This window comes from Arthrobacter sp. Y3224198, assembly GCF_059090025.1.
This window is the reverse complement of record NZ_JBNHFG010000011.1, coordinates 98,831-120,461: the sequence shown is the minus strand read 5'-3', so window position 1 is coordinate 120,461 and position 21,631 is coordinate 98,831. Positions and strand designations below refer to the sequence as shown.

Below are 21,631 nucleotides of genomic sequence, written 5' to 3'. Positions count from 1 at the left end.
TTAAGTCGTTTGCTATTCCTATCTCAGCCGGCGCCGGCCCGGCCGGTTACCGCCGCCCCCGCGGTAGGCGTTGGTTGCCGTAGCCAGGATCAGCACAATCAGGGCCGCGCAGCCGATGATCACGGAGACCATGGCGATGGCGCTGCCGCCCAGCACACCCACCAGTGGGCTGACAATTCCGGCCAGGCCCACCTGGAGGGCGCCGATCATGGCAGCCGCGCTGCCGGCCATGTGGCCGTAGTCGCTCAGGGCCAGGACCGAGGAGTTCGAGGCAATGAAGCCGTGCATGGCCAACACCAGCCATAGTCCGGCGGTCAGGCCGGCTGCCCCGCCGAGGCCGGTCAGCACGATTACCGGCAGCAGCGCCGACAGCCCCAGCAGCAGGATCACGGCCACCCGCAGGATGCCCATGGGGGAGTAGCGCCCCACCAGCCAGGCGTTGAGCTGGGCGGAGATCACCATGCCCACGCCGTTGATGGCGAACACCAGCGCGTACTGCGCCGGACTCAGCCCGTAACCGTCCTGGAACACAAACGGCGAGCCCACCACGTAGCTCATGATCACGGCCATGCCCAGGCCCGGGATCACGGCCAGGGCCAGGAACTGCCGGTCCCGCAGCAGCACCTTGAAGCCGCTGAACGTGCTGGTTCCGCCCTTGGTCCGGCGGCGCTCCGGAGGCAGCGTTTCGGGCATCCAGCGGAGCACGATAACGCCCAGCACGACGCCGATCAGGGCCAGGGCCAGGAACACGGCCCGCCAGTCGAACAGCCCGGAGACGGCCCCGCCGATGGAAGGCGCCAGCAGCGGGGCAAGGCCGATGATCAGCATCAGCCGGGAGAGCATGGCTGCCGCAGTGGAGCCGGTGAAACGGTCACGGACCACGGCCAGGGAGACCACGGCAGCGGCGGCGTTGAAGAAGCCCTGGAACAGGCGCAGCACAATCAGGGCGCCGATATTCGGGGCCACGAAGCACAGCAGCGAGACCACCACGTGCATGCCGATGCCGATGATCAGCGGCAGCCGTCGGCCGAAGCGGTCCGAGAACGGGCCGATCACCAACTGCCCGACGGCGGCACCGAGCAAAGTGCCGGAGAGGGTGAACTGCGCAGCGGCAGTACTGGTGTGCAGGTCCTCGGCAACCTGCGGCAGCGCCGGCAGGTACATATCGGTGGTGACGGCGGGAAGGGCCGCCAGAGCGCCGAGCATCAGGATGTACTTGATGCTGGTGCGGGTGCTGATGCGGGAACCGGCGGCGGCCGGGGTGCGGGTTTCGGGCGGGGTATCGCTCACTGACACTCCTGGTCGGTTGTGTGTGGAACTGGAGGACTACGGGTGCCGGACGCCCTCGCCTGCCAGGACCGCGCGGTAGCCCTCCCGGTAGGTCGGGTAGGCGAAGTCGAATCCGGCGCCGGTCAGGGCACGGTTGCTCAGCCGGCGGTTGCCGCCGCGGCTGCTGGAAGCGGGGGCCGCCGGGGGCAGCTCACGGCCCAGCTCGTCGGCGAGAAAATGCAGCACGTCGGACATCTCCACGGGCTCCATATCCACTCCAACATACAGGGGAGCCGGATGGGAAACCTTCGTGGTCAGATGCACAATCGCGGCTGCGGCGTCATCCCTGTGGATGCGGTTGGTGAGCTGGCTGCCGGCGGGCACGACGGCGGTGCCGCCGGTGACAGCGTCGATCAGCCGGGTGCGTCCCGGCCCATAGATACCGGCCAGGCGCAGCACGACGGCGTCGGGGCGCCGGTCATGCAGGAGCTGCTCGGCTTCCAAGATCACGGCTCCGGTCGCCGAGGCCGGGGCTGGCGGGGTGTCTTCGTCCACTTCGCCGCCGTCGGCGTCGCCGTACACAGCGGTGGAGGAGACGAACAGGATGCGGGCCGGCCGGATGCCGTCGCGCTCCAGGGCATCGAGCACGTTGACCGTGCCGTCCACATAGGCGGCGCGGTAGGCGGCTTCTGTGCGCTCACCGGCTGCGGCGGCCAGCACCACAATGTCGGTGCCCGCCGGGATCCGGGGGAGTTCTCCGGTCAGGTCCGCAGCCTGCCCGCTGATTTCGGACGGAAGGTTTTCCGGGGAACGCCGCCAGCCGAGCACGGAAAAGCCGGCTGCGGCGAACCGCAGGCCGGCTTCCGTGCCCAGATCGCCGCAACCGGCGATCAGGACTCTCATGTGGCTACTCGGCCAGGGCGGAGATGACGGCCTTGGCCACATCTTCGCTGGACTGGGGGTTCTGGCCGGAGATGAGGTTCCGGTCGCGGACCACGTAGCTGGTCCAGGCCGGGCCGGTCTGGACTTCGGCGCCCTTGTTGCGCAGCACTTCCTCCACGAACCAGGGGGTGTTCTCGCCGGTGCCGCCGTTAAGCTCTTCCTCATCGGTGAAGACGGTGAGCTTGCGGCCGGCGAAAACGAAGTCACCGTTGTCGGTCTCGGCGGCCAGCAGGCCGGCGGGTCCGTGGCAGAACGGGGCAATGATCTTGCCGGCGGCGTCCGCCTCTGTCAGGATCCGGCCCATGTCCTTATCGAACGCGAGGTCCGCCATGGGGCCGTGCCCGCCCGGCATCACCACGGCGTCATACTCCGAGATGTCAGCGTCGGCGAGGACCAGCGGCGAGGAGAGCTCGGCATCGATGAAGGAGATGTACTGGGTGAAAGCCGCAGCCTTCTCCGGGCTGCCGGCGGACTCCGGAGCCAGGGAAACCTGGTCGACCGTGGGCTTGACGCCTCCCGGGGTGGCAATGCGGACCGTGTGTCCGGCCTCGCGGAGTACCCGGTGGGATTCCACCAGTTCCTCGGCCCAGTAGCCGGTGGGGTGCTCGCTGCCGTCCTTCATGGTGAGGGAATCTGCTGCGGATACGACCATCAGGATGTTAGCCATGCGTTCTTTCTCCTTTGCTTGGCGGGAAATTCAGGGGGTAGAGGGTCCTACTTGGCGGCGGCAGCGCCGGCGGCGTCGAGCTCCGCGAACGTAGCGTCGTCGAGCTGCACATTGGCTGCGCCCAGGTTGTCTTCAAGGTGCGCAATGGAACCGGTGCCGGGGATGGGCATCATGACCGGGGAGCGGCGCAGCAGCCAGGCCAGGGCCACCTGGGAGGTGCTGGCGTTCAGGCGCTTGGCCGCTTCATCCACGGGTCCACCCGGCTTGGCGAGCTCGCCTGCGGAAATCGGTGCCCAGGGGATAAAGCCGATGCCGTTGTCCTCGGAGTACTTCAGTACGTCCTCGGAGGAGCGGTCGGTGAGGTTGTAGCGGTTCTGCACCGTGGAAACGGTGAAGAACTTCCCGGCTGCTTCCAGCTCGGCCACGGAGACCTGGGACAGGCCGAGTGCCTTGACCTTGCCCTCCTGCTGCAGATCGCGCAGCACGGCGAACTGTTCTTCCGGGTCAACCTTGGGGTCGATCCGGTGCAGCTGGAGCAGGTCCAGGGAATCGACCTTCAGCTTGCGCAGGGCCAGTTCGGCCTGCTGGCGCAGGTACTCGGGGCGGCCCACCGGAACCCAGACATCCGGTCCGGTGCGCACAAAACCCACCTTGGTGGCGATCCGCACACCCTCAGGGTAGGGGTAGAGCGCCTCGGCAATGATTTCTTCGCTGATGTTCGGGCCGTAGGAATCGGCGGTGTCGATGAAGTCGACGCCCAGCTCAACGGCGCGGCGCACCACGTCGACGGCGGTGCCGCGGCTTTCGGGTTCACCCCAGACACCGGGTCCCACAATTCGCATGGCGCCGAAGCCCAGGCGGTGTACGGTGCCGAGGTCCTTGAGGTCGATGGTGGGGGACAGGGCGGGTGAAGTATCCGTCGTATCAGTCATGTAAGAGCCAACATGCCGTGGTGCCGGGTTTATTCCTCAGCAGCCTTATAAGGAGGCCGGCGGGATCGCTGACGGCAGCAGGAACAGGCACCGATTCAGCTACTGGCGGCCGCATTGGCGCTCAGGACATCCCCTGTCCGCATCAGGGGTTCCGGCGGCGCATCTGCCGGTCTAGGTTGTCCGGATGGACTGGAAAATCGAGCTTGTGCCGGTACCGGTGTCCGACGTCGACGCCTCCAAGGCCTTCTATGTGGACCAGGTGGGATTCAACCCCGACTTTGATGAGCGGGTGGACGAGAGCCTGCGCTTTGTGCAGCTGACGCCGCCGGGCTCGGCCTGCTCGGTGGTGATCGGGCCGGGCACCACCGACATGGTGCCCGGAACCCAGCGGATCCAGGTGGTAGTGCCCAGCGCGGCGGATGCCCGGCAGCATCTGGTGGACCACGGAGTGCAGACCAGTGACATCACCCCGCTGGACTGGGGCACCTTTGTCTACTTCAGTGATCCGGACGGCAATCAGTGGGCGCTGCAGGAGCTGCCTGCCATCCCATCCACGCTCCCTTCGGAAGGCTAGGCGGGGCACGCCCGATCCACCGCTTGACCTCAAGTGGGCTTGAGCCTGTTGGCTTCGAGCAGCACACCTCGATTCCAGCACCTCAAGGAGCACCGCTTGCAGGCCGAACGCCGCCCAGAAAAAACAGCATCACCCGAAAACCACCAGCCCGGCCGGACCGGCCCGGGCGAACCGGGTTTCTGGTCCCGCCGCTACCTCCCGACCACGGCGGGCCTGTTCACCCTTGCCTTCCTGTTCGCCTTCGAGGCCCTGGCCGTAGGCACCGTCATGCCCGTGGTGGCGGGGGAGCTGGACGGGCTGTCCCTCTACGGGCTGGCGTTCGGCGCACCGATGGCCACCGCCGTCGTCACCATTGCCCTTGCCGGAAGCTGGACGGATACCCGCGGACCGGCGCCGGCGCTGCGCACCGGCGTCGTACTGTTTTCGGCGGGGCTGGTGGCCGCGGCGCTGGCGCAGTCCATGCTGATGCTGGTCCTGGGCAGGTCCCTGCAGGGGCTGGGTGCCGGACTGGCAGGCGTGGCCATGTACGTCGTGATTGCGCGCGCCTATCCGCAGGCCATGCGTGCCAAGGCTTTTGTGGTGTTGAGCAGCGGCTGGGTATTTCCCGCACTGGTGGGACCGGCCATTGCCGGTTTCCTGAATGACCTGCTCGGCTGGCGCGCGGTTTTCGGAATGGCTCCGGTCCTGGCCGTGACGGCGTACGCCGGCCTGGCTCCGGTACTGCGCAAGCTGCCCGGAACGCAGCCTTGGCGCCCGAACTACGCCCGCATGCTTTGGGCCCTTGTTGCTGCCGCGGGCATTCTCGGTATCGGGCTGACTGGAAGCGAAGCCGCCGGATGGGCGCTGCTCCCGGCGGCAGTCTGTGCCGCAGCCGTACTCATCGCCGGGCCGCGGCTGCTGCCGCCCCGGACCTGGACCCTCGGTAGGGGGTTGGCGGCAGTTATTTCCCTGCGGGGATTTATCGGAGCGGCCTTCGCCGGGGCGGAGGCCTACCTGCCGCTGGCCCTGGCCCAGCACCGGGGCTTCACACCCACGCAGGCCGGGCTGCTGCTGACCGTCTCGGCCCTCACCTGGTTCGGCGGGTCGCTGGCCGCAGCCAACCTGGCCATCCTCGCGAACAAGGTCGCCCGGGTGCGGCTGGGAGCCCTTTTGATGGCCGTGGGGATTGCAGCTACCGCCGGGTGCCTGAATCCGCAGATCAGCATCTGGGTACCGGTCCTGGGTTGGGCCGTGGCCGGAATGGGCATCGGCATGGCCTTTCCCACCCTGTCCGTGCTGGTGCTGGATTACTCCGCCGAAGGAGAGGAAGGCGCCAACAGTTCCTCACTGCAGGTCAACGACAACCTGGTGCAGGCCCTGTGGCTGGCGCTTGGCAGCGTGGCCTTTGCCGCACTGCTGCCGGTCGCTCCGCTGGCCGCGTTCATCGGTGCCTTTGCCAGTGCGGCGGCCTTGTCCGCGGGTGCGCTGGCGCTTTCCGGACGGCTCGGGCCGCGGCGGCCGGCCGGTTCTGCGCCGGCCGCCGGGCACTGAATCTGCAAGTTGGCGGGTCCTGGAACCGGAGGGATCCTGGAAGTAGGCGGGTCCTGGAGCTGGGCGGTCCTAGAGCTGGGCGGCGACGGCCTGCAGCACCTCGGTCACGTCCGACTTGCCCTGGCCGTAGTCCAGCAGGGTGGTGGGGACCTGTGGCGTGCTGGTGGCCAGCACCCGTGTGGTTCCGGCGTCCAGCGGCTCAAAGGTCAGCACGATGTCGGCTCCGAAACTCTTCCATGTGGTGCCCGCGATCATCTCCGCACGTTCGCGCCAGATGCCGGTGACGGTCATGCGTGGCAGGTGGTACGAGGCCCGCTCGACGGCAGGCGGCAGCGCGTCGGCAGGCGCCGATACCACCATCTCGCCCCGCGCCCGGGCCCGCTTGGAGGTGACAGTGAGACTGAGTGTTCGTGAATTCCCCATATTCGTCATGGACCTGAGAATAGCTGCCCTCAATGTCAGAGTGAGTTGTTCTAGTTGTAGTAGAATAAGTTCATGCTGATGAAGGTCGACACCTCCAGCGACCAGCCGCTCTTTGCGCAGCTGGCCGCATCCATCCGTGCTGATGCCGCTGCCGGAAGGCTGCGCCCCGGTGAACGGCTGCCCACTGCCCGGGATGTCGCCGCTTCCCTCGGCGTCAACGTGCACACCGTCCTGCACGCCTATCAGGAGCTGCGGGCGGAGGGGCTGGTTGAACTCCGCCGCGGACGTGGTGCCGTGGTCACGGAGGCAGCCGCACCGCTTGCCGCCCTGCGTTCCGATGTCCTGGCCCTGGTGGCCAAAGCCCGGGAGCTGGGCCTGTCTCCGGAAACCCTGTCCGCCTATGTAGAGGAAATTGCCCATGAACGCTGATGCCTCCGCCCGCCGCCGGTTCCTGCTGGTGGCCGTGGCCGTCCCCGCCGCTGTGGTGGCTGCCGCCCTGGCCCTGCAGCTGGCCGCTTTGCCGTCCCTGCCGGACCCCGTGGCCATCCACTGGGGCACGCAGGGGCCGGACGGGTTTGCCTCGCCGTGGCTGACCGTGCTGCTCACCGGGCTGCTGGGAGCGGGCATCCCGGCCCTGATGGTGGGCACCAGCGTGCGGGGGTATTCGGCCGCCGGACCCAGCTACCGTTTCCTGGGCGCCGTTGTCCCGGCCATCACCACCATGCTGTGCATGCTGCTGACCTGGAGCCAGCTGATGCAGTCCGGGCTCTCCGACGCCCGGCAGGCTCCCGGCGTGGGACTGCCCCTGCTCTACTCGGCGCTTGCCGGACTGGCCGTGGGTGCCGTGTGCTGGCTGGTCCAACCTGGCACCCGCCGGGCGCCGGCCGCCGATCCGTCCGAGCCGCTGCCGCTGGCCGACGGCGAGCGGGCGGTCTGGTTCCGTGAGACAACTCTGTCACTGCCGGTGCTGCTGCTGATCCTGGGAGCTGTCACCGCAACTGCCGCCGGAGCAGTCATCAGCTGGCTGTGGGCGGAACGGGAGGTGGCCTGGATCCTGACCGGGCTGACCCTGGTGCTGCTGGCCGCCGCGGCCACCACCACCGCCTTCCGGGTACGGGTGGACGGCAGCGGGCTCACCGTGGTTTCCGTGGCCGGCTTTCCCCGCTTCCATGTGCCCCTCGCAGACATCCGCGATGCCGAGGAAGTCACAGTTGTCCCGGCAGCCGAGTTCGGCGGCTGGGGCCTGCGCTGGGTACCCGGGCGGTTCGGCGTGGTGCTGCGCGGCGGCCCGGCCCTGCAGGTGAACCGCCGCACCGGCCGCCAGTTCGTGGTCACCGTGGATGATGCCGGCACCGGCGCCGCCCTGCTGCAGGCGCTTGCCGCCCGTCGCTGACGCGGGGTCCCGTGGCCCGGACTACCCGGTTCGGGCCCGTAAATTCGCGCAGAGTAAACGGGCACCAAACCGGCTGAGGCATACCAATGCAGGGGAGTATGTTTGAAGATGGTCAGACCCCAGGGGCCGCACAACCGGCCCGCCGAAAGGCAGCCATGAAGATTGCACTCTTTGCCACCTGCATTGTGGACGCGATGTATCCCTCCACTGCCCGCGCCACCGTGAGCATCCTCGAGCGGCTGGGACACGAGGTGGTGTTCCCGGCCGGTCAGGCCTGCTGCGGCCAGATGCACCTGAACTCCGGCTACTTTCCGGAAGCGGTGCCCGTGGTCCGCAACCATGTGGAGGCGTTCGAGTCGGAGGACTACGACGTCGCCGTCGCACCGTCCGGTTCCTGCGTCGCCTCGGTGAAGCACCAGCATGCGATGCTGGCCCGCTCCTGCGGGGACGCGGACCTGGAACGCCGTGCCAACGCCGTCGGCGCCCGAACCTACGAACTCTCCGCCCTGCTCACCGATGTCCTGGGCATCACGGACGCGGCCGCACAGCTGGGCTCCTGGTATCCGCACCGGATCACCTATCACCCCAGCTGCCACGGAATGCGGCTGCTGCGGCTGGGGGACCGGCAGGCGGACCTGCTGCGCACCGTGGCAGGCCTGGAACTGGAACCACTGCCGCAGGCGGACCAGTGCTGCGGTTTCGGCGGCACCTTCTCGATTAAAAACGCCGACGTCTCCTCGGCCATGCTGGCGGACAAAAACACCAACATCCGGGCCACGGGCGCTGACCTGTGCACCGGCGGCGATGCCTCCTGCCTGATGCATATCGGCGGCGGACTGTCACGGGAAGGCAGCAGCGTCAGTACCCTGCACTTCGCCGAAATCCTTGCCAGCACCCGCGAACACCCTGCGCCCGCGCCGGCGGAGATCCTCGCCGGGGGCAGTACCTCCGTGGCGGAAGGAGCGGGCCGATGAGCTCCACCTACCTTGGCATGCCAACCGTCTTCGGCGAGGGCAACCTGCACGCCACCGAGCCCTTTCCCCAGGCTGCGCGGCGGGAACTGGGCAACACCCAGCTGCGCGCCAACCTGGGCCATGCCACGCACACCATCCGCGACAAGCGGCTGCGCGTGGTGGCCGAACTGCCGGACTGGGAAGAGCTGCGCGAGGCCGGCAGCGCCATCAAAGCCTCCGTGATGGCCCGCCTGCCCGAGTTGCTGGAGGAGTTCGAAGCGAACTTCACCGCCCGCGGCGGAACCATCCACTGGGCGCGGGACGCGGCGGAAGCCAACCAAATAGTCCGGGACCTGATCCGCGACGCCGGCGCGGACGAGGTAGTCAAGGTCAAGTCCATGGCCACGCAGGAAATCGGGCTGAACGAATACCTCGAAGAGCAGGGCATCGCCGCGTTCGAAACCGACCTGGCGGAACTCATTGTCCAGTTGGACCATGACAAGCCCAGCCACATCCTGGTGCCGGCCATCCACAAGAACCGCAGCCAGATCCGGGACATCTTCCTGCGTGAAATGCCCGACGTTGACCCGGACCTCACGGACGCCCCGGCACGGCTGGCCGAAGCGGCCCGGCTGCACCTGCGCCGGAAGTTCCTCTCCGCCAAGGTGGCAGTTTCCGGCGCCAACTTCGCCATCGCCGACTCCGGGACACTCGCCGTCGTCGAATCCGAAGGCAACGGCCGGATGTGCCTGACGCTGCCCGAAACCCTCATCACGGTGATGGGGGTGGAAAAGCTGCTGCCATCCTGGCAGGACTTGGAAGTGTTTATGCAGCTGCTGCCGCGCTCCTCCACGGGGGAGCGGATGAACCCGTACACGTCTATGTGGACCGGGGTTACCGAGGGCGACGGGCCGCAGGACGTTCACTTGGTGCTGCTGGACAACGGGCGGAGCGCCGCGCTCGCGGACGAGATGGGGCGTTCGGCACTGCACTGCATCCGCTGCAGCGCCTGCATGAACGTCTGCCCGGTGTACGAGCGGACCGGAGGGCATGCCTACGGGTCCACTTATCCGGGGCCGATCGGTGCCATTCTGTCACCGCTGCTGACCGGGATCACATCTGAAGAGAATGCCTCCCTGCCGTACGCATCGTCGTTGTGCGGCGCCTGCTACGACGCCTGCCCGGTCAAGATCAACATTCCCGAGATCCTGGTCCACCTGCGCTCCGAAGATGTGGAAAGCCGGCGGAAGAGCGGCAAAAAGAAGCTTCCGGGGCAGATGGATGCAGCCATGAAAGCCGCGTCCTGGGCCATGGGAGGCGGACACCGGATGGCGTTGGTGGAAAAGGCGTTGCCGCTGGGACGGCTGGCGGCAGGTCCGGACAGGAAAATCAAGAAACTTCCCGGCATAGCCGCCGGGTGGACACAGAGCAGGGACCTCCCGGCTCCGCCTGCACGGTCCTTCCGGGACTGGTGGGCCAAGGAGCACGGGAACACATCGTCGAAAGAGAAGGCATGAGTGCGCGTACGGAGATCCTGGACCGGCTGCGGTCGGCCCTCCATGACGCACCGGTAACGCCGGATGTACCCCGGGATTACCGGCATGAGTCCGGCCTGGCTGAGGGCGAACTTATTGAGCTGCTCAGCGACCGTTTGGCCGACTACAAAGCGGGAGTCTGTGTGGTGGAGGAGGCAGATGTGCCCTCCCGCGTGGCCGAGCTGCTCAAGGACACCCCTTCCTACGTGGTGCCGGAGGGACTCGAGGAACAGTGGACCTCCCTTGCAACCGGAAAGGTGGTTGATTCCCCGGAGGAACCGTTGAGCATCCCCCAGCTGGACGCCATCGGCGCGGTGGTGACCGGTTGCGCTGCCGCGGTGGCTGAAACAGGCACCATCATTTTGGACGGCAGCCCGGGCCAGGGCCGGCGCGCCATCTCCCTGGTCCCTGACCACCACATCTGTCTGGTGCGGGCCCGGGACATCACCGGGGTGCTGCCGGAAGCGGTGCGCCGGTTGGACGGAACCCATCCGCTGACCTGGATCAGCGGCCCGAGTGCCACCAGCGACATTGAGCTGGAACGGGTGGAGGGTGTGCACGGCCCGCGCCGGCTGGACGTGGTGATTGTCCGCAGCTGACGAGCGCTAGCGTGCCACGGCCGCATCGGCGGCAGGGCGGCGGGAGGATCCCACACCGATTTTCGCGGTGGCGGCCTGCAACCGGCTGTCCAGGGTGGCCACGGAATAGCGGGGCGCCGGGAAGGCGGCATCCACAATTCCGGGGCGCTGCCCGTCCTCGCCCGGCATCCGGCACGCACTGTCCATGGCATCGCGCATCAACCGGCGTTCGCTGTCTGTTTCCGCATAGGTGTCTATGGCCGCCTCCGCGTGCAGGGTGAGCAGGTCCGCCAGCTTTGCCTGCGCCGCCCGGAGGCAATCCAAGGCATCGTCCGGGGCAAGGCTGCCGTCCGCCAGTCCCGCACCCCAGGAGATGAGCTCCTGCCGGGCGGCGGACTGGAAGCCGAACAGGGCGGCCGTGCTCCCGGAGCCGCTGAGCAACGGGTCCCGCCCAGCCAGGGCCGTCAGTGCGTCCAGCTCGGTTGTAAGGGGACCGGCCTGCCGGTCCCAGGCCCGTTCCCAGCCCGGCGCCTTGGTCAGCAGCGTGTTGGCGTCCGCAATGATGTCGTCCAGGCGGTCCAGCCGCAGCACCGCTCCGGCGTAAGCGGTGACAACGGCGGTGCTTCCGGGGCTGCCCAGGTCGGTGAGGCTTGCCGCGGCCCGGTTCCGCTCAGTGGCGGTGGCATAGCCGGCCATAAAGGTACGGTGAAGCTCCAGTACCCGGGAGCCGTAGCGGGAGTCCGCGGGGATGGTCCGGGCATTGAGCTCGGTCACCTCCAGGTCCAGGCTCACGGACGCATACGCTGCATCGGCCTCCTGCAACAGGACGGTGTTCTTCTCCCTGCGGTTCCTGCGACGGGAGAAATGCGCCCGCAGCCAGAGGAAGCCTGCGAGCACTCCGGCACCCCCGGCACCGTAGGCGGCGTCGCTGGCGTACCAAGGCTGGTTGATGAGGTCCGCTGCCTTGTCGACGGCGGCGGCCGTTCCCTCGGTCCACCGGCCCTCAGCGAACAGCTGCTCGGCCTCCTGAAGGACCTCGTCCTTCTGCTGCACGGACAGGATACGGTCCTTGCCGAAGTAGGTGCTCGCGGAACCGCTCCCGGCATCAACAACGAACACAAACAGGCCGTCGGCCCAGCTGCGGCCGTCCGCAGCGATCCACTGCGGATGCGCGGTTTCCACGAAGTCCAGGAACCCGGCGTTGGGGTCGGCTCCCGTTTGTGCGTTGTAGGTGTACACCAGGACGGTGGTGGAGCCGCGGAATTCGGTCCGTTCAAGGGCCGCCAGGAGCGCGTCGTGCTCCAGGATCCCGGCGGTGTCCTCCACGTACACGTTTCGGGGCTCGAGGGCATTCCCGGCCCCGGCGCCTCCGATTAGGCAGAACAGGACCAACAGCAGGACAAACGGAGCGCGGCGCATGACTTCCCTTCGCGAGTGAACCCCATGAGCCTAACCGCGGTCCCCGCGCGGATGCGGAACCTACGCGCTGATCCGCGGTTTGTGGCGCTGGTGCGTGTGCCCGTGGCGGTGCGCTCCGTGGGCGGGCCGGTGCCCGGAGCCCGGCAGCGACGGAACCGCGGTCACGGACGCCAGGAAGCGGACCGTTTCCTGCAAGGTCTGGGCGGCTTCCGGCCGGTCCAGCCGGAACTGGTACTCATGGCCAAGGGCAGGTTTGTACTCCTTGGGCCAGAATCTGCGGGTGACCGGAACCCCGAGTTCCTCCAGTCTGTCCGCCAGGGGAACGGATTGGGTAGCCGTCAGCGGATCAGCGTTGCCGGCGGCAATGTAGGTGGGCGGGAAGTGCCCGTTTACATGGTCGAAGATCGACATGTGTTCGGCGGCGTCGGTGGATGCCCAGTCCTTGGACCCGGTATAGGCCCACAGTGCCTTCCGCAGTCCCCACCCGAACGTGCCGGGAAGCTTTGCGACTGACTGGAAGTCGTACACCCCGCAGTTCAGCACGATCCCGCGCAAATGCTGCGGTGCCGCGGCAGGGGTTACTCCGGTGCGGCGGGCGTAGGCGGGGTTGGTGATGCCCAAGGCCAGCTGGGCGGCAAGCTGCGCCCCTGCGGAGTCGCCGGCCAGCACAATCCGGTCCGGGTCCAGGCCGTATTTATCGGCATGCTCGCGCAGATAGGCGAGGGAGGCGTTCAGCTCGCGGACCGCCGTCGGATAGCTGGCTTTGGGGGAGATGCTGTAACCCACCCCCACCACCGCATAGCCGTAACCGGCGAGGACCCGGAGATAGGGTTCCACGTCCTTCTTGGACCCCGAGATCCAGGCACCGCCGTGAACCCAGACCACCACGGGCAGCGGCTCGGTGGCACCGGTGGGCAGGAAAAGGTCCAGGGTGGGGTCGACGGCGGAACCCAGGTAACGCAGCCCCCGGTGGCCGGTGATGCTGCCCTTGGGCAGGTGCTGGGCGATTCTGGACGGCTGGAGCTTTCCGGCGCCGTTGAAGACACCGCGGATCAGGAAGGCCGAGGGCCGGGGATCCCAATGCAGGGCGGCAGCGGCGGCTGTTCCGGCAACGGCGGCCGCCCCGGCCAGGAACCCCGCTGCCGTCAGCGACAGGACATTCACGTTTTTCAGGGTAGGGGCGGAAAATGTGCTGTTTTTGACGGGGTTGCCGCCTGACAACGGCTTTCAGGCAGGGCGGGTGCGGGATCTCATACGGTCTCGTGGCCGGGGCCACCGGTCGCGGGCCCGGGGCCGACCGCCGGGGCCACCGGTCGCGAGTCCGGTCGCGAGCCCCGCCGCGGCATCGGAGGCGGCCGGAGGCCGGACGCTAAGGCAGCATCCACTCCAGGACCGGTGTGGACTGCAGATACACCAGGATGCACAGCGCCAGCAGCAGCAGCGCGCTCCAGCCCACCACCTTGCGCAGCAGGACCGATTCCTGGCCGCTCATGTTCACGGCTGCGGCACCGATGGCCAGGTTCTGCGGGCTGATCAGTTTGCCCATCACGCCGCCGCCGGTATTCGCGGCCACCAGCAGCTGCGGGTTCAGCCCGGCTTCGAGCCCGGCGGTCTGCTGCAGTTTCGCAAACAGGGCGTTGGCGGAGGTGTCGGACCCGGTCACTGCGGTGCCTATCCAGCCGAGCACGGGTGAGAGGAAGGCGAAGAAGGGACCGGTGGCCGCCAGCCAGGTGCCGATGGACACGGTTTGGCCGGAGAAGTTCATCACGTAGGCCAGGGCCAGCACCGCGAGGATGGTCAGCGCCGCCGAGCGCATCCGGACGGCGGTAGTCCAGATCTCCCGCAGGGCTGCTCCGACAGGCAAGGGATACCGGCCGTTTTCGTTGAAGCGGGAGTAGGCCACGGTGACAATCAGGCCGGTAATCAGCAGCAGCGTGCCGGGGCTGATGAGCCATTCGAAGGAATAGACAGTTGAGGACTGCCGCTGGCCGTTGCTGTCCAGCAGTGCATCGTGCAGCACCGGCCACGGGATCTTGATGATGGTTTTCTCCAGCGCTTCGGGAACGTTGACGCCCCACGTCCACAGGTTCACGAAGCCAAACACCACGATCACGGCAACATACGGGAACAGGGCCATCCAGGCCCGCGACGGCGTCAGGCGGTCATCCGCGGTGTCATGGGCGGACGTCTGGACGTCCGCGGCGGCTCCGGACCCGGCGGGGGTCCAGCCGGCGACCCGGGCCTCCGCGAGTTCGGCATTCATCCGCTGGCCGGCCTCCGCTCCGTTCCGGGGATGCCAGATACGCAGGAAACCCACCGCCGCCAGCATGGCGGCCAGTGAGGCCACTATGTCGGTGAGCTCGTAGGAGAAGTAGTTGGAGCAGAGGAACTGGAATACGGAGAACACGACGCCGGTGAACAGCGCCACCGGCCAGCAGTCGCGCAGGCCGCGGCGCCCGTCGAGGATAAACAGCAGGATCAGGGGGACAAACAGGGCGAGCACCGGGGTTTGGCGCCCCACCACGGCCCCGATGTCCTCTCCGGCATAGTTGGTGAGGTTGGCTGCGGTGGTGATGGGAATCGCCAGCGCCCCGAAGGCCACCGGCGCGGTATTGGCCACCAGCACTGCCGTGGCAGCACGGATGGGCGCGATGCCCAGCGCCAGCAGCATGGTCACGGTGATGGCCACCGGGGCGCCGAATCCGGCCAGGGCTTCCAGCAGTCCCCCGAAGCAGAATGCCACCAGGATCGCCTGGACCCGAAGATCACCGCCGCCAATGGCATCAAACACCCGGCGCAGGTCCTCGAACCGGCCGCTGAGGACGGTCACCTGGTACAGCCAGACGGCCATCACAATGATCCAGACCACCGGGAACAGGCCGAAGGCGGCGCCCTGGGTGGCGGAGAGCAGCGCCAGTCCCACCGGCATGCCGAAGCCGAAGACCCCGACGGCGAGAGCGGCCAGCAGTGCCCAGGCCCCGGCCACGTAGGCACGGGTTTTGGCAAAGGCAAGCAGCAGGAAGAAAAGCAGCAGGGGCAGCAGGGCCACCAGTGCCGAAAGGGCCACGCTGCCTGCAACCGGATCAGTGCTGGGAGTGAAGCTCTCCATGGAGACCTCGAGTCAGTCCGCTGAGTGGAGTAAGCGTCCCTTAAGCCTACGGCGGCCCATCCGGCGGGTAACCCCTGACCGCCGGGCGGCACGTCCCGGGCCGGAAATGGGTGCCCCGGGCTTTAATCCGCGACCAGTTCCCCGGCGCCGCGTTCGCGGTGGTGGCGTACGTAACCGGCCGCTGCCACGGCAATGGAAATGACCGCGGAAATAGCCAGTCCCAGCCACAGCCCCACCTTCAAGGCGAGCGCACCGGTCAGGGCCCCGAGCATGATCAGCCCGATGGCCAGGACACGGCGGACCCAGAACCGGCTGTTCCCCCCGGCCAGCCGGGAATCGGAGGCCAGACCCGTGATGGTGGAGGTCACCACCACGGTGGTGATCTCGGCGACCTTCAGCCGTTTGGCGGTGGCAGCCTGGACGCCCATCGCAGTGGCGAGGGCCGACGTCGTAATGCCGCTCAGGAGCTCGTCCCCCTGGACATCGGCCAGCAGGGTGAACACCGCCAGGGCGGAGATGAAACCGGCCACCAAGATGAGCGCAATGGAAGTGCGCGGACTCCAGCCTTCCGGCCCCTTGCGCAGCATGCGTCCGGCGAGGGCGGCACCGAGCATAAAGAAGGCGAGAGCCAGGGCGGGCCGCAGGATGGGCAGGCCGGTACCGCCGGCGAAAGCCATGGCCAGCAGCACCACGTTGCCGGTCATGTTGCCTGTGAAGACGCGGTCCAGGCCCAGGTACCCGACAGCGTCGACCACGCCGGTGGAGAAGGTCAGGGCCAGCATAAGCCACAGATGCACGCGTTCGGTGGGTACGGCGTTCAGGCGCTTCACTGGGGACTATCTCCTTAGGCGGGCTTATTGGCCCGGGACACATCCCGGGCCGAAGGTCCGATTGTATTCAATAGCGGGCGGTGCAAGGATGCCCCTGACCGCCCCTCCCGCATGAAAGACGCTGCCGTGACCTATACCCCGCCCGCTTCATTCACCACCCGGCCCACCCTGCAGGGGAGCTTCGGGATGAGCGCATCGACGCACTGGCTGGCGACGGCGTCGGCCCAGGCCGTTCTTGAACGGGGCGGCAACGCCTTCGACGCAGCGGTGGCTGCCGGGTTGGTGCTGCATGTGGTGGAACCGCACCTGAACGGTCCCGGCGGGGACATGACGGGAGTGTTTGCCACGGCGGCCAATCCGTCCGAACCCGTGGTGCTGATGGGACAGGGCCCGGCCCCGGCCGGCGCCACGCGGGAGCACTACCTCGCCGAAGGGTTGGAACTGGTTCCCGGGGCAGGTGCCCTGGCGGCGGCGGTGCCGGGCGCCGTGGACGCCTGGCTGCTGCTCCTGCGGGACCACGGCAGCTGGGAGCTGGGAGACGTGCTGGCCTTCGCGACGGGCTATGCACGGAATGGGCATCCGGTTGTGGGGCGTGTGGGGGCCACCATCCAGGCCGTGGCAGAGCTGTTTAGCGATCATTGGCCCACGTCCGCGGCGCAGTGGATGCCCGAGGGGAGGGCGCCGCAGGAGGGCGAGATCATCCGCAACGAAGCGTACGCGGCGGTGCTGGACCGGCTGGTGGCCGCCGGCGCTGGGGAAGACAGCCGTGCCGCGCGCATTGATGCCGCACGGAGGGAATGGCGCGAAGGGTTTGTGGCCCGGGCCGCCGTTGAATTCCTTGCCGCTCCGCACCGGCATTCCTCGGGGACGGACCATGCCGGCGTCATTTCCCTGGCTGACTTCGCCGGCTTCGAGGCAGGCTTCGAGCCCGCGGTGACGTATGAGTTCCGGGGCTACACCATCGCCAAGACCGGCGCCTGGGGGCAGGGCCCGGCGCTGCTGCAGACCCTGGCCATCCTGGCAGGGTTCGGGGACGAAAGGCTGGACCCCTCCACGGGCCTCGGCGCCCACACCATCCTGGAAGCCCAGAAGCTGGCGATTGCGGACCGGGAGGCCTATTACGGCGATGCTCCGGTACCCCTGGACTACCTGCTCAGCGAGGAATATGCCGCCGGCCGGCGGGCACTGATCGGTGACACTGCCTCCCCTGAGTTCCGGCCCGGCACGGTGCCCGGCTATGTGCCCTTCATTCCGCCGCTGCGCACGGAGTACCGGCCGCCGGCCCTGGCCCGGGAGGCGGCCGGCTTCGCCGGCGTGGGCGAACCCACGGTGGCGCCCACCGGAGAGACCCGCGGGGACACCTGCCATATCGACGTGGTGGATCAGTGGGGAAACATGGTCTCCGCCACCCCGTCCGGCGGCTGGCTGCAGTCCTCGCCCACCATTCCGGCACTGGGGTTCTGCCTGGGCTCCCGGCTGCAGATGACGTGGCTCCAGGAGGGGGCGCCGTCCACCCTGGCACCGGGTAAACGTCCGCGGACCACACTGACCCCCACCCTGGTGCTGCGGGACGGTGAACCCGTCACTGCGCTGGGTTCCCCCGGCGGCGACCAGCAGGACCAGTGGCAGCTGCTGTATCTGCTGCGCACCATTGTGGGCGGCTACACCCCGCAGCAGGCCATTGATGCCCCGGCCCTGCACACCACCTCCATCCCGGGCTCGTTCTGGCCCCGCACCTGGACCCCGGGCGGTGCCGTGGTGGAGGACCGGCTGGGCGGGGAGGTCATCACAGACCTGGAGGCGCGCGGCCATGTGGTGACGAGGGCGGGGGACTGGTCCCTGGGGCGCCTCTCGGCAGTGACGCGGGCTGCCGGAACCGGCCTGATGCAGGCCGCCGCGAACCCCCGGGGGATGCAGGGATACGCCGCCGGCCGCTGACGCAGGCATATCCGCCCCGAAAGGGACCGGACGGGTCCGTGCTCCGTTCCGCTGTGGGAAGCGCCCGCCTATCGTGGGAGAGGGGTCCCTTCCTACTGCGAGTGAGGCAGCGCCATGGCCAATATCACCACCCGACCCGTCACCAAACTCGGAATCGTGGGCGCCGGAAGCGTCGGCACCTCGTTGGCCTACGCGGCCATCATCCGTGACACCGCCCGCGAGATTGCCATCTACGACATCGATGCCGTCAAAGCGGAGGCCGAATCGCTGGACCTGGCCCACGGCACCCAGTTCACCGGAGCCAATACGGTTACCGGCGGAGGCAACATTGAGGCGCTCGCCGGTTCCGACGTCATAGTGATAACCGCCGGGGCACGCCAGCAGCCGGGCCAAAGCCGGCTCGACCTGGCCGGCACCAATGTGCGGATCCTGGAGTCGCTGATGCCGCGGCTGATGGAACAGGCCCCGGACGCGGTGTATATCCAGGTCACCAACCCTGCGGATGTCCTGGCGGTAGCGGCGCAGAAGATCGGCGGGCTGCCCCGTAACCGTATTTTCTCCTCCGGCACTGTCCTGGATACCTCGCGGTTGCGTCTGCTGCTGGCCCGTGAGGCACACGTGCTGATGACCAGCGTGCATGCCACCATCATCGGGGAGCACGGAGACTCGGAATTCCCCGTCTGGTCCAACGCAACCATCGGACCCGTGCCCATCCGGGAGTGGCAGGTCAGCGGACGCCAGGTCTTCACCGATGAGTTCCTGGCTGCTGCCACCCATGACGTGGTCAACGCCGCCTATCAGGTGATCGAGGGCAAGGGAGCCACGAACTATGCCATCGGCCTTGCCGGTGTGCGGATTGTGGAAGCGGTCCTGAATGCCGAAAACGCCGTGCTCCCGGTATCGGCCACGCTCGCCGGGGAGTACGGGATCCGGGGAGTGGCCCTGTCGCTGCCCTCTATCGTGGGGCACAACGGCGTCTACAAGATGCTGGAGATGCCGCTGGATGACGCGGAGAAAAACAAGCTGATGGACTCGGCGGAGACCCTGCGCAAGACACTGGATTCCTTGGGGATTTAGACAGCTCCGGCGGCGCCTTCCCAATCCGGAGAGGACGCCGCCGGTTGTGCGGGACCTAGCGGACCCGTGCCGGCTCCGCGCCGTACGCAGCAGGCTCCTTGGCCAGGCGCACGGCGTCGTCGAACTCGGCCTCCACCTCCGCGGATGGCTTGTGCGTCAGCAGGCTGACCACCACGGACAGCAGCACGTTGATCACGAAGCCGGGCACGATCTCGTAGAGGGTGCCGGACAATGCATCGATGCTGCCCCAGACGTATGCGGTGACCGCACCGGCGATCATGCCGGTGAGCGCGCCGGAAGTGCTCAGGCGCCGCCAGAACAGGGCCAGCAGGATGGTCGGTCCGAAGGAGGCGCCGAAGCCTGCCCAGGCGAAACCGACCAGGTCCAGGATGGTGTCATTGCGGCCCAGGGCAATCAGGATGGAAATCACGGAGACCACCAGCACACCCAGCCGGCCCAGCAGCACCAGGAACTTGGGCGATGCCTCGCGCTTCAGCACAATCCGGGATAGGTCCTCCACCAGGGCGGAGGAGGTGACGATCAGCTGGGAGGAGATGGTGCTCATGATCGCGGCCAGCACGGCGGCCAGGACAAAGCCGGCCACCAGCGGGTGGAAGAAGATCTGCGCCAGGCTCAGGAACACAGCTTCGGGCTCATCCAGGGTCAGGGCGTTCTGCTGGAAGTAGGCCACGCCCACCAGCGCCGTGAGGATTGCCCCCACCACGCTGAACAGCATCCAGCCGACGCCGATGCGGCGTCCGGCCTTCGCGTCGGCGGGGGAGCGCAGGGCCATGAACCGGACAATGATGTGCGGCTGGCCGAAGTAGCCCAGGCCCCAGGCCAGGGCGGAAATGATGCCCAGCGCGGTGCCGCCGGCAATCGGGTCCAGCATGTCCGGGTTCACCTCGCGCAGTGAATCCGTCATGCCGCCGAAGCCACCCACCTTGGTCAGGCCCACCACGGGCACCAGCACCAGGGCGGCCACCATCATCAGGCCCTGCACGACATCGGTGTAGCTGGCGGCCAGGAAGCCGCCGAAGAGGGTGTAGGCAATGGTGACGACGGCGACGATCAGCATGCCGGTCACATAGGTGGAGCCGAAGGAGCTCTCAAAGAAGACACCGCCGGCCACCATGCCGGAGGAGACGTAGAAGGTGAAGAAAACCAGGATGATCAGCCCGGAGACCACGCGCAGCATCCGGGAACGGTCCCGCAGCCGGTTCTCCAGAAAGCTGGGCACGGTGATCGAATTGTTGGCCACCATCGTGTAGGTCCGCAGCCGCGGCGCCACGAACTTCCAGTTCAGCCAGGCACCCACGGTCAGCCCGACGGCGATCCAGCCCTCCACCAGACCCGAGACGTAGATGGCGCCGGGCAGGCCCATCAGCAGCCAGCCGGACATGTCGGATGCGCCGGCACTGAGCGCGGCAACTCCCGGTTTCAGGTCCCGGCCGGCCAGCATGTAGTCATCCAGGTCATTGGTTTTGCGGTACGCCCAGAACCCGATTCCGAGCATGGCGAGCATGTAGATCGCCATGGCGATCACTTGGTACGTCTGGTCAGTCATTTACTTGGTGCCGTTTCAACTAGGGTGCGAGTGAGGAGTACGGCGTCCAAGTATGGCAGAGATCACACCGCCGTGAGTTCGCGCAGCCGCCGCGCGTTACGCACCGCGTGCCCCTCGCCGTCGTTGTTGAAGTAGGCGTACACGTCCCGGCCTTGCTGCTCCCATTCCCGGATCCGTTCCGCCCACCACTGCAGATCCGCCTCCGAGTAGGAGCCGGCGTACAGGTGCTCCGGGTCAGGGCCGTGCAGGCGGACGTAGACAAAATCGGCCGTGGCCCGCAGGATGCACGGCAGGTGCGCGCCGCTCATGACGGTGTACGCCGCGCCGCGCCGTTCGAGCAGGGCGAAGACCTCCTCGGCGTTCCAGCTGTCGTGGCGGAATTCCACCGCCACCCGGATCTGCGGCGGCAGGTGGGCCAGCACGTAGTCCAGGCGGTCGTCGTCGCGCTCCATGTCCGGAGAGAGTTGGAACAACAGCACGCCGGCGCGGTCGCCAAGTGCCTGGAAGCAGCGGTCAATCCGTCCGATCCACTCATCCGGGTCCCGCAGCTTCCGGGCATGGGTGAGCCCTCTTGGGGCCTTCACCGAGAAAACGTAGCCCTCCGGCAGCCGGTCGCGGTAGGCGGCGAACGCCTCCTCCCGCGGCCAGCGGTAGAAACTGCCGTTCAGTTCCACGGTGTCGAATTCCTCCGCGTACCTTTCCAGCCACACGCGCGCCGGCACACCCTTGGGGTACAGCACGTTCCGCCAGTGGTTGTAGGCCCAGCCCGATGTTCCGATATGGATGCTCACCCCATCCAACCTAGCCGCTGGCCCGGCACGGTTGCGGGATTGTGCCGGCCGGGCAGGGGTTTCACACTGGAGGCAGGCCCTGACATGCCCGCCGTCCCCGTGCA

At 67.7% G+C, this 21,631-nt stretch carries 20 protein-coding genes; 9 read left to right on the top strand and 11 right to left on the bottom strand.

Annotated elements, in window-relative coordinates; genetic code table 11:
• Positions 1-18 precede the first annotated feature (18 nt).
• The 4 genes from AC5RUF_RS08655 to AC5RUF_RS08640 are packed head-to-tail and all read right to left on the bottom strand — an operon-like array spanning position 19 to position 3,810.
• Positions 19-1,290 carry a multidrug effflux MFS transporter gene (locus AC5RUF_RS08655; RefSeq protein ID WP_494130293.1) on the bottom strand — a complete coding sequence of 424 codons (1,272 nt, stop codon included), beginning with the start codon at positions 1,288-1,290 and terminating at the stop codon, positions 19-21.
• Between the two features lie 36 nt (positions 1,291-1,326).
• Positions 1,327-2,172, bottom strand: coding sequence for an SDR family oxidoreductase (locus AC5RUF_RS08650; protein ID WP_493997297.1), 846 nt, complete (start codon positions 2,170-2,172; stop codon positions 1,327-1,329).
• 4 nt (positions 2,173-2,176) lie between these two features.
• Positions 2,177-2,878 (bottom strand): type 1 glutamine amidotransferase domain-containing protein, encoded by a 702-nt coding sequence (locus tag AC5RUF_RS08645; protein ID WP_493997296.1) that lies wholly within the window; start codon positions 2,876-2,878, stop codon positions 2,177-2,179.
• A 47-nt stretch (positions 2,879-2,925) separates the two neighbouring features.
• Positions 2,926-3,810, bottom strand: a complete 885-nt coding sequence (locus AC5RUF_RS08640) for an aldo/keto reductase (protein ID WP_493997295.1) — start codon at positions 3,808-3,810, stop codon at positions 2,926-2,928.
• A gap of 184 nt (positions 3,811-3,994) precedes the next feature.
• Between AC5RUF_RS08640 and AC5RUF_RS08635 the strand changes: the two genes are divergently transcribed.
• On the top strand, positions 3,995-4,384 hold the full coding sequence (locus AC5RUF_RS08635; RefSeq protein WP_494130292.1) for a VOC family protein: 390 nt from the start codon (positions 3,995-3,997) through the stop codon (positions 4,382-4,384).
• A 96-nt stretch (positions 4,385-4,480) separates the two neighbouring features.
• On the top strand, positions 4,481-5,914 hold the full coding sequence (locus tag AC5RUF_RS08630; RefSeq protein ID WP_494130291.1) for an MFS transporter: 1,434 nt from the start codon (positions 4,481-4,483) through the stop codon (positions 5,912-5,914).
• Positions 5,915-5,983: 69 nt separating this feature from the next.
• Here the strand turns inward: AC5RUF_RS08630 and AC5RUF_RS08625 are convergent, their stop codons facing one another.
• Positions 5,984-6,346 (bottom strand): hypothetical protein, encoded by a 363-nt coding sequence (locus tag AC5RUF_RS08625; RefSeq protein ID WP_494130290.1) that lies wholly within the window; start codon positions 6,344-6,346, stop codon positions 5,984-5,986.
• A gap of 63 nt (positions 6,347-6,409) precedes the next feature.
• Between AC5RUF_RS08625 and AC5RUF_RS08620 the strand changes: the two genes are divergently transcribed.
• The 5 genes from AC5RUF_RS08620 to AC5RUF_RS08600 all read left to right on the top strand — a co-directional run bounded on the left by AC5RUF_RS08620 (position 6,410) and on the right by AC5RUF_RS08600 (position 10,817).
• The gene (locus AC5RUF_RS08620; RefSeq protein WP_494130289.1) at positions 6,410-6,766 is read left to right on the top strand and encodes a GntR family transcriptional regulator; all 357 of its coding nucleotides are present in this window, start codon (positions 6,410-6,412) and stop codon (positions 6,764-6,766) included.
• On the top strand, positions 6,756-7,730 hold the full coding sequence (locus AC5RUF_RS08615; RefSeq protein ID WP_494130288.1) for a DUF1648 domain-containing protein: 975 nt from the start codon (positions 6,756-6,758) through the stop codon (positions 7,728-7,730). Before AC5RUF_RS08620 ends, AC5RUF_RS08615 begins: the two co-directional genes overlap by 11 nt.
• 155 nt (positions 7,731-7,885) lie before the next feature.
• A complete protein-coding gene (locus AC5RUF_RS08610; protein WP_494130287.1) occupies positions 7,886-8,704 on the top strand; it encodes a (Fe-S)-binding protein in 819 nt (272 codons plus the stop codon).
• Positions 8,701-10,200 carry a LutB/LldF family L-lactate oxidation iron-sulfur protein gene (locus AC5RUF_RS08605; RefSeq protein ID WP_493996726.1) on the top strand — a complete coding sequence of 500 codons (1,500 nt, stop codon included), beginning with the start codon at positions 8,701-8,703 and terminating at the stop codon, positions 10,198-10,200. The genes AC5RUF_RS08610 and AC5RUF_RS08605 overlap by 4 nt, the downstream gene beginning before the upstream one ends.
• Positions 10,197-10,817, top strand: a complete 621-nt coding sequence (locus tag AC5RUF_RS08600; RefSeq protein ID WP_493996725.1) for a LutC/YkgG family protein — start codon at positions 10,197-10,199, stop codon at positions 10,815-10,817. The genes AC5RUF_RS08605 and AC5RUF_RS08600 overlap by 4 nt, the downstream gene beginning before the upstream one ends.
• 6 nt (positions 10,818-10,823) lie before the next feature.
• On the opposite strand, the gene AC5RUF_RS08595 is transcribed toward AC5RUF_RS08600, so the two are convergent.
• The 4 genes from AC5RUF_RS08595 to AC5RUF_RS08580 form a co-directional block, all read right to left on the bottom strand.
• The gene (locus tag AC5RUF_RS08595) at positions 10,824-12,215 is read right to left on the bottom strand and encodes a DUF5129 domain-containing protein (RefSeq protein ID WP_494130286.1); all 1,392 of its coding nucleotides are present in this window, start codon (positions 12,213-12,215) and stop codon (positions 10,824-10,826) included.
• A 60-nt stretch (positions 12,216-12,275) separates the two neighbouring features.
• Positions 12,276-13,379 carry an alpha/beta hydrolase gene (locus tag AC5RUF_RS08590; RefSeq protein ID WP_494130285.1) on the bottom strand — a complete coding sequence of 368 codons (1,104 nt, stop codon included), beginning with the start codon at positions 13,377-13,379 and terminating at the stop codon, positions 12,276-12,278.
• Between the two features lie 205 nt (positions 13,380-13,584).
• Positions 13,585-15,324 (bottom strand): L-lactate permease, encoded by a 1,740-nt coding sequence (locus AC5RUF_RS08585; protein WP_493996722.1) that lies wholly within the window; start codon positions 15,322-15,324, stop codon positions 13,585-13,587.
• A gap of 122 nt (positions 15,325-15,446) precedes the next feature.
• Positions 15,447-16,154, bottom strand: coding sequence for a YoaK family protein (locus AC5RUF_RS08580; protein ID WP_493996721.1), 708 nt, complete (start codon positions 16,152-16,154; stop codon positions 15,447-15,449).
• A gap of 126 nt (positions 16,155-16,280) precedes the next feature.
• Between AC5RUF_RS08580 and AC5RUF_RS08575 the strand changes: the two genes are divergently transcribed.
• Both AC5RUF_RS08575 and AC5RUF_RS08570 read left to right on the top strand, forming a co-directional pair.
• Complete coding sequence (locus AC5RUF_RS08575; protein WP_494130284.1) at positions 16,281-18,092, top strand: gamma-glutamyltransferase family protein; 1,812 nt, start codon at positions 16,281-16,283, stop codon at positions 18,090-18,092.
• 114 nt (positions 18,093-18,206) lie between these two features.
• Positions 18,207-19,169: an L-lactate dehydrogenase gene (locus AC5RUF_RS08570; protein WP_493996258.1), complete on the top strand. Its 963-nt coding sequence runs from the start codon at positions 18,207-18,209 to the stop codon at positions 19,167-19,169.
• A 55-nt stretch (positions 19,170-19,224) separates the two neighbouring features.
• Here AC5RUF_RS08570 and putP read toward each other — a convergent pair whose 3' ends face one another.
• Together putP and AC5RUF_RS08560 are read right to left on the bottom strand one after the other, a co-directional pair.
• Positions 19,225-20,736: a sodium/proline symporter PutP gene (putP, locus tag AC5RUF_RS08565; RefSeq protein ID WP_493996257.1), complete on the bottom strand. Its 1,512-nt coding sequence runs from the start codon at positions 20,734-20,736 to the stop codon at positions 19,225-19,227.
• Positions 20,737-20,798: 62 nt separating this feature from the next.
• The gene (locus AC5RUF_RS08560) at positions 20,799-21,527 is read right to left on the bottom strand and encodes a DUF72 domain-containing protein (protein WP_494130283.1); all 729 of its coding nucleotides are present in this window, start codon (positions 21,525-21,527) and stop codon (positions 20,799-20,801) included.
• Positions 21,528-21,631: the final 104 nt, after the last annotated feature.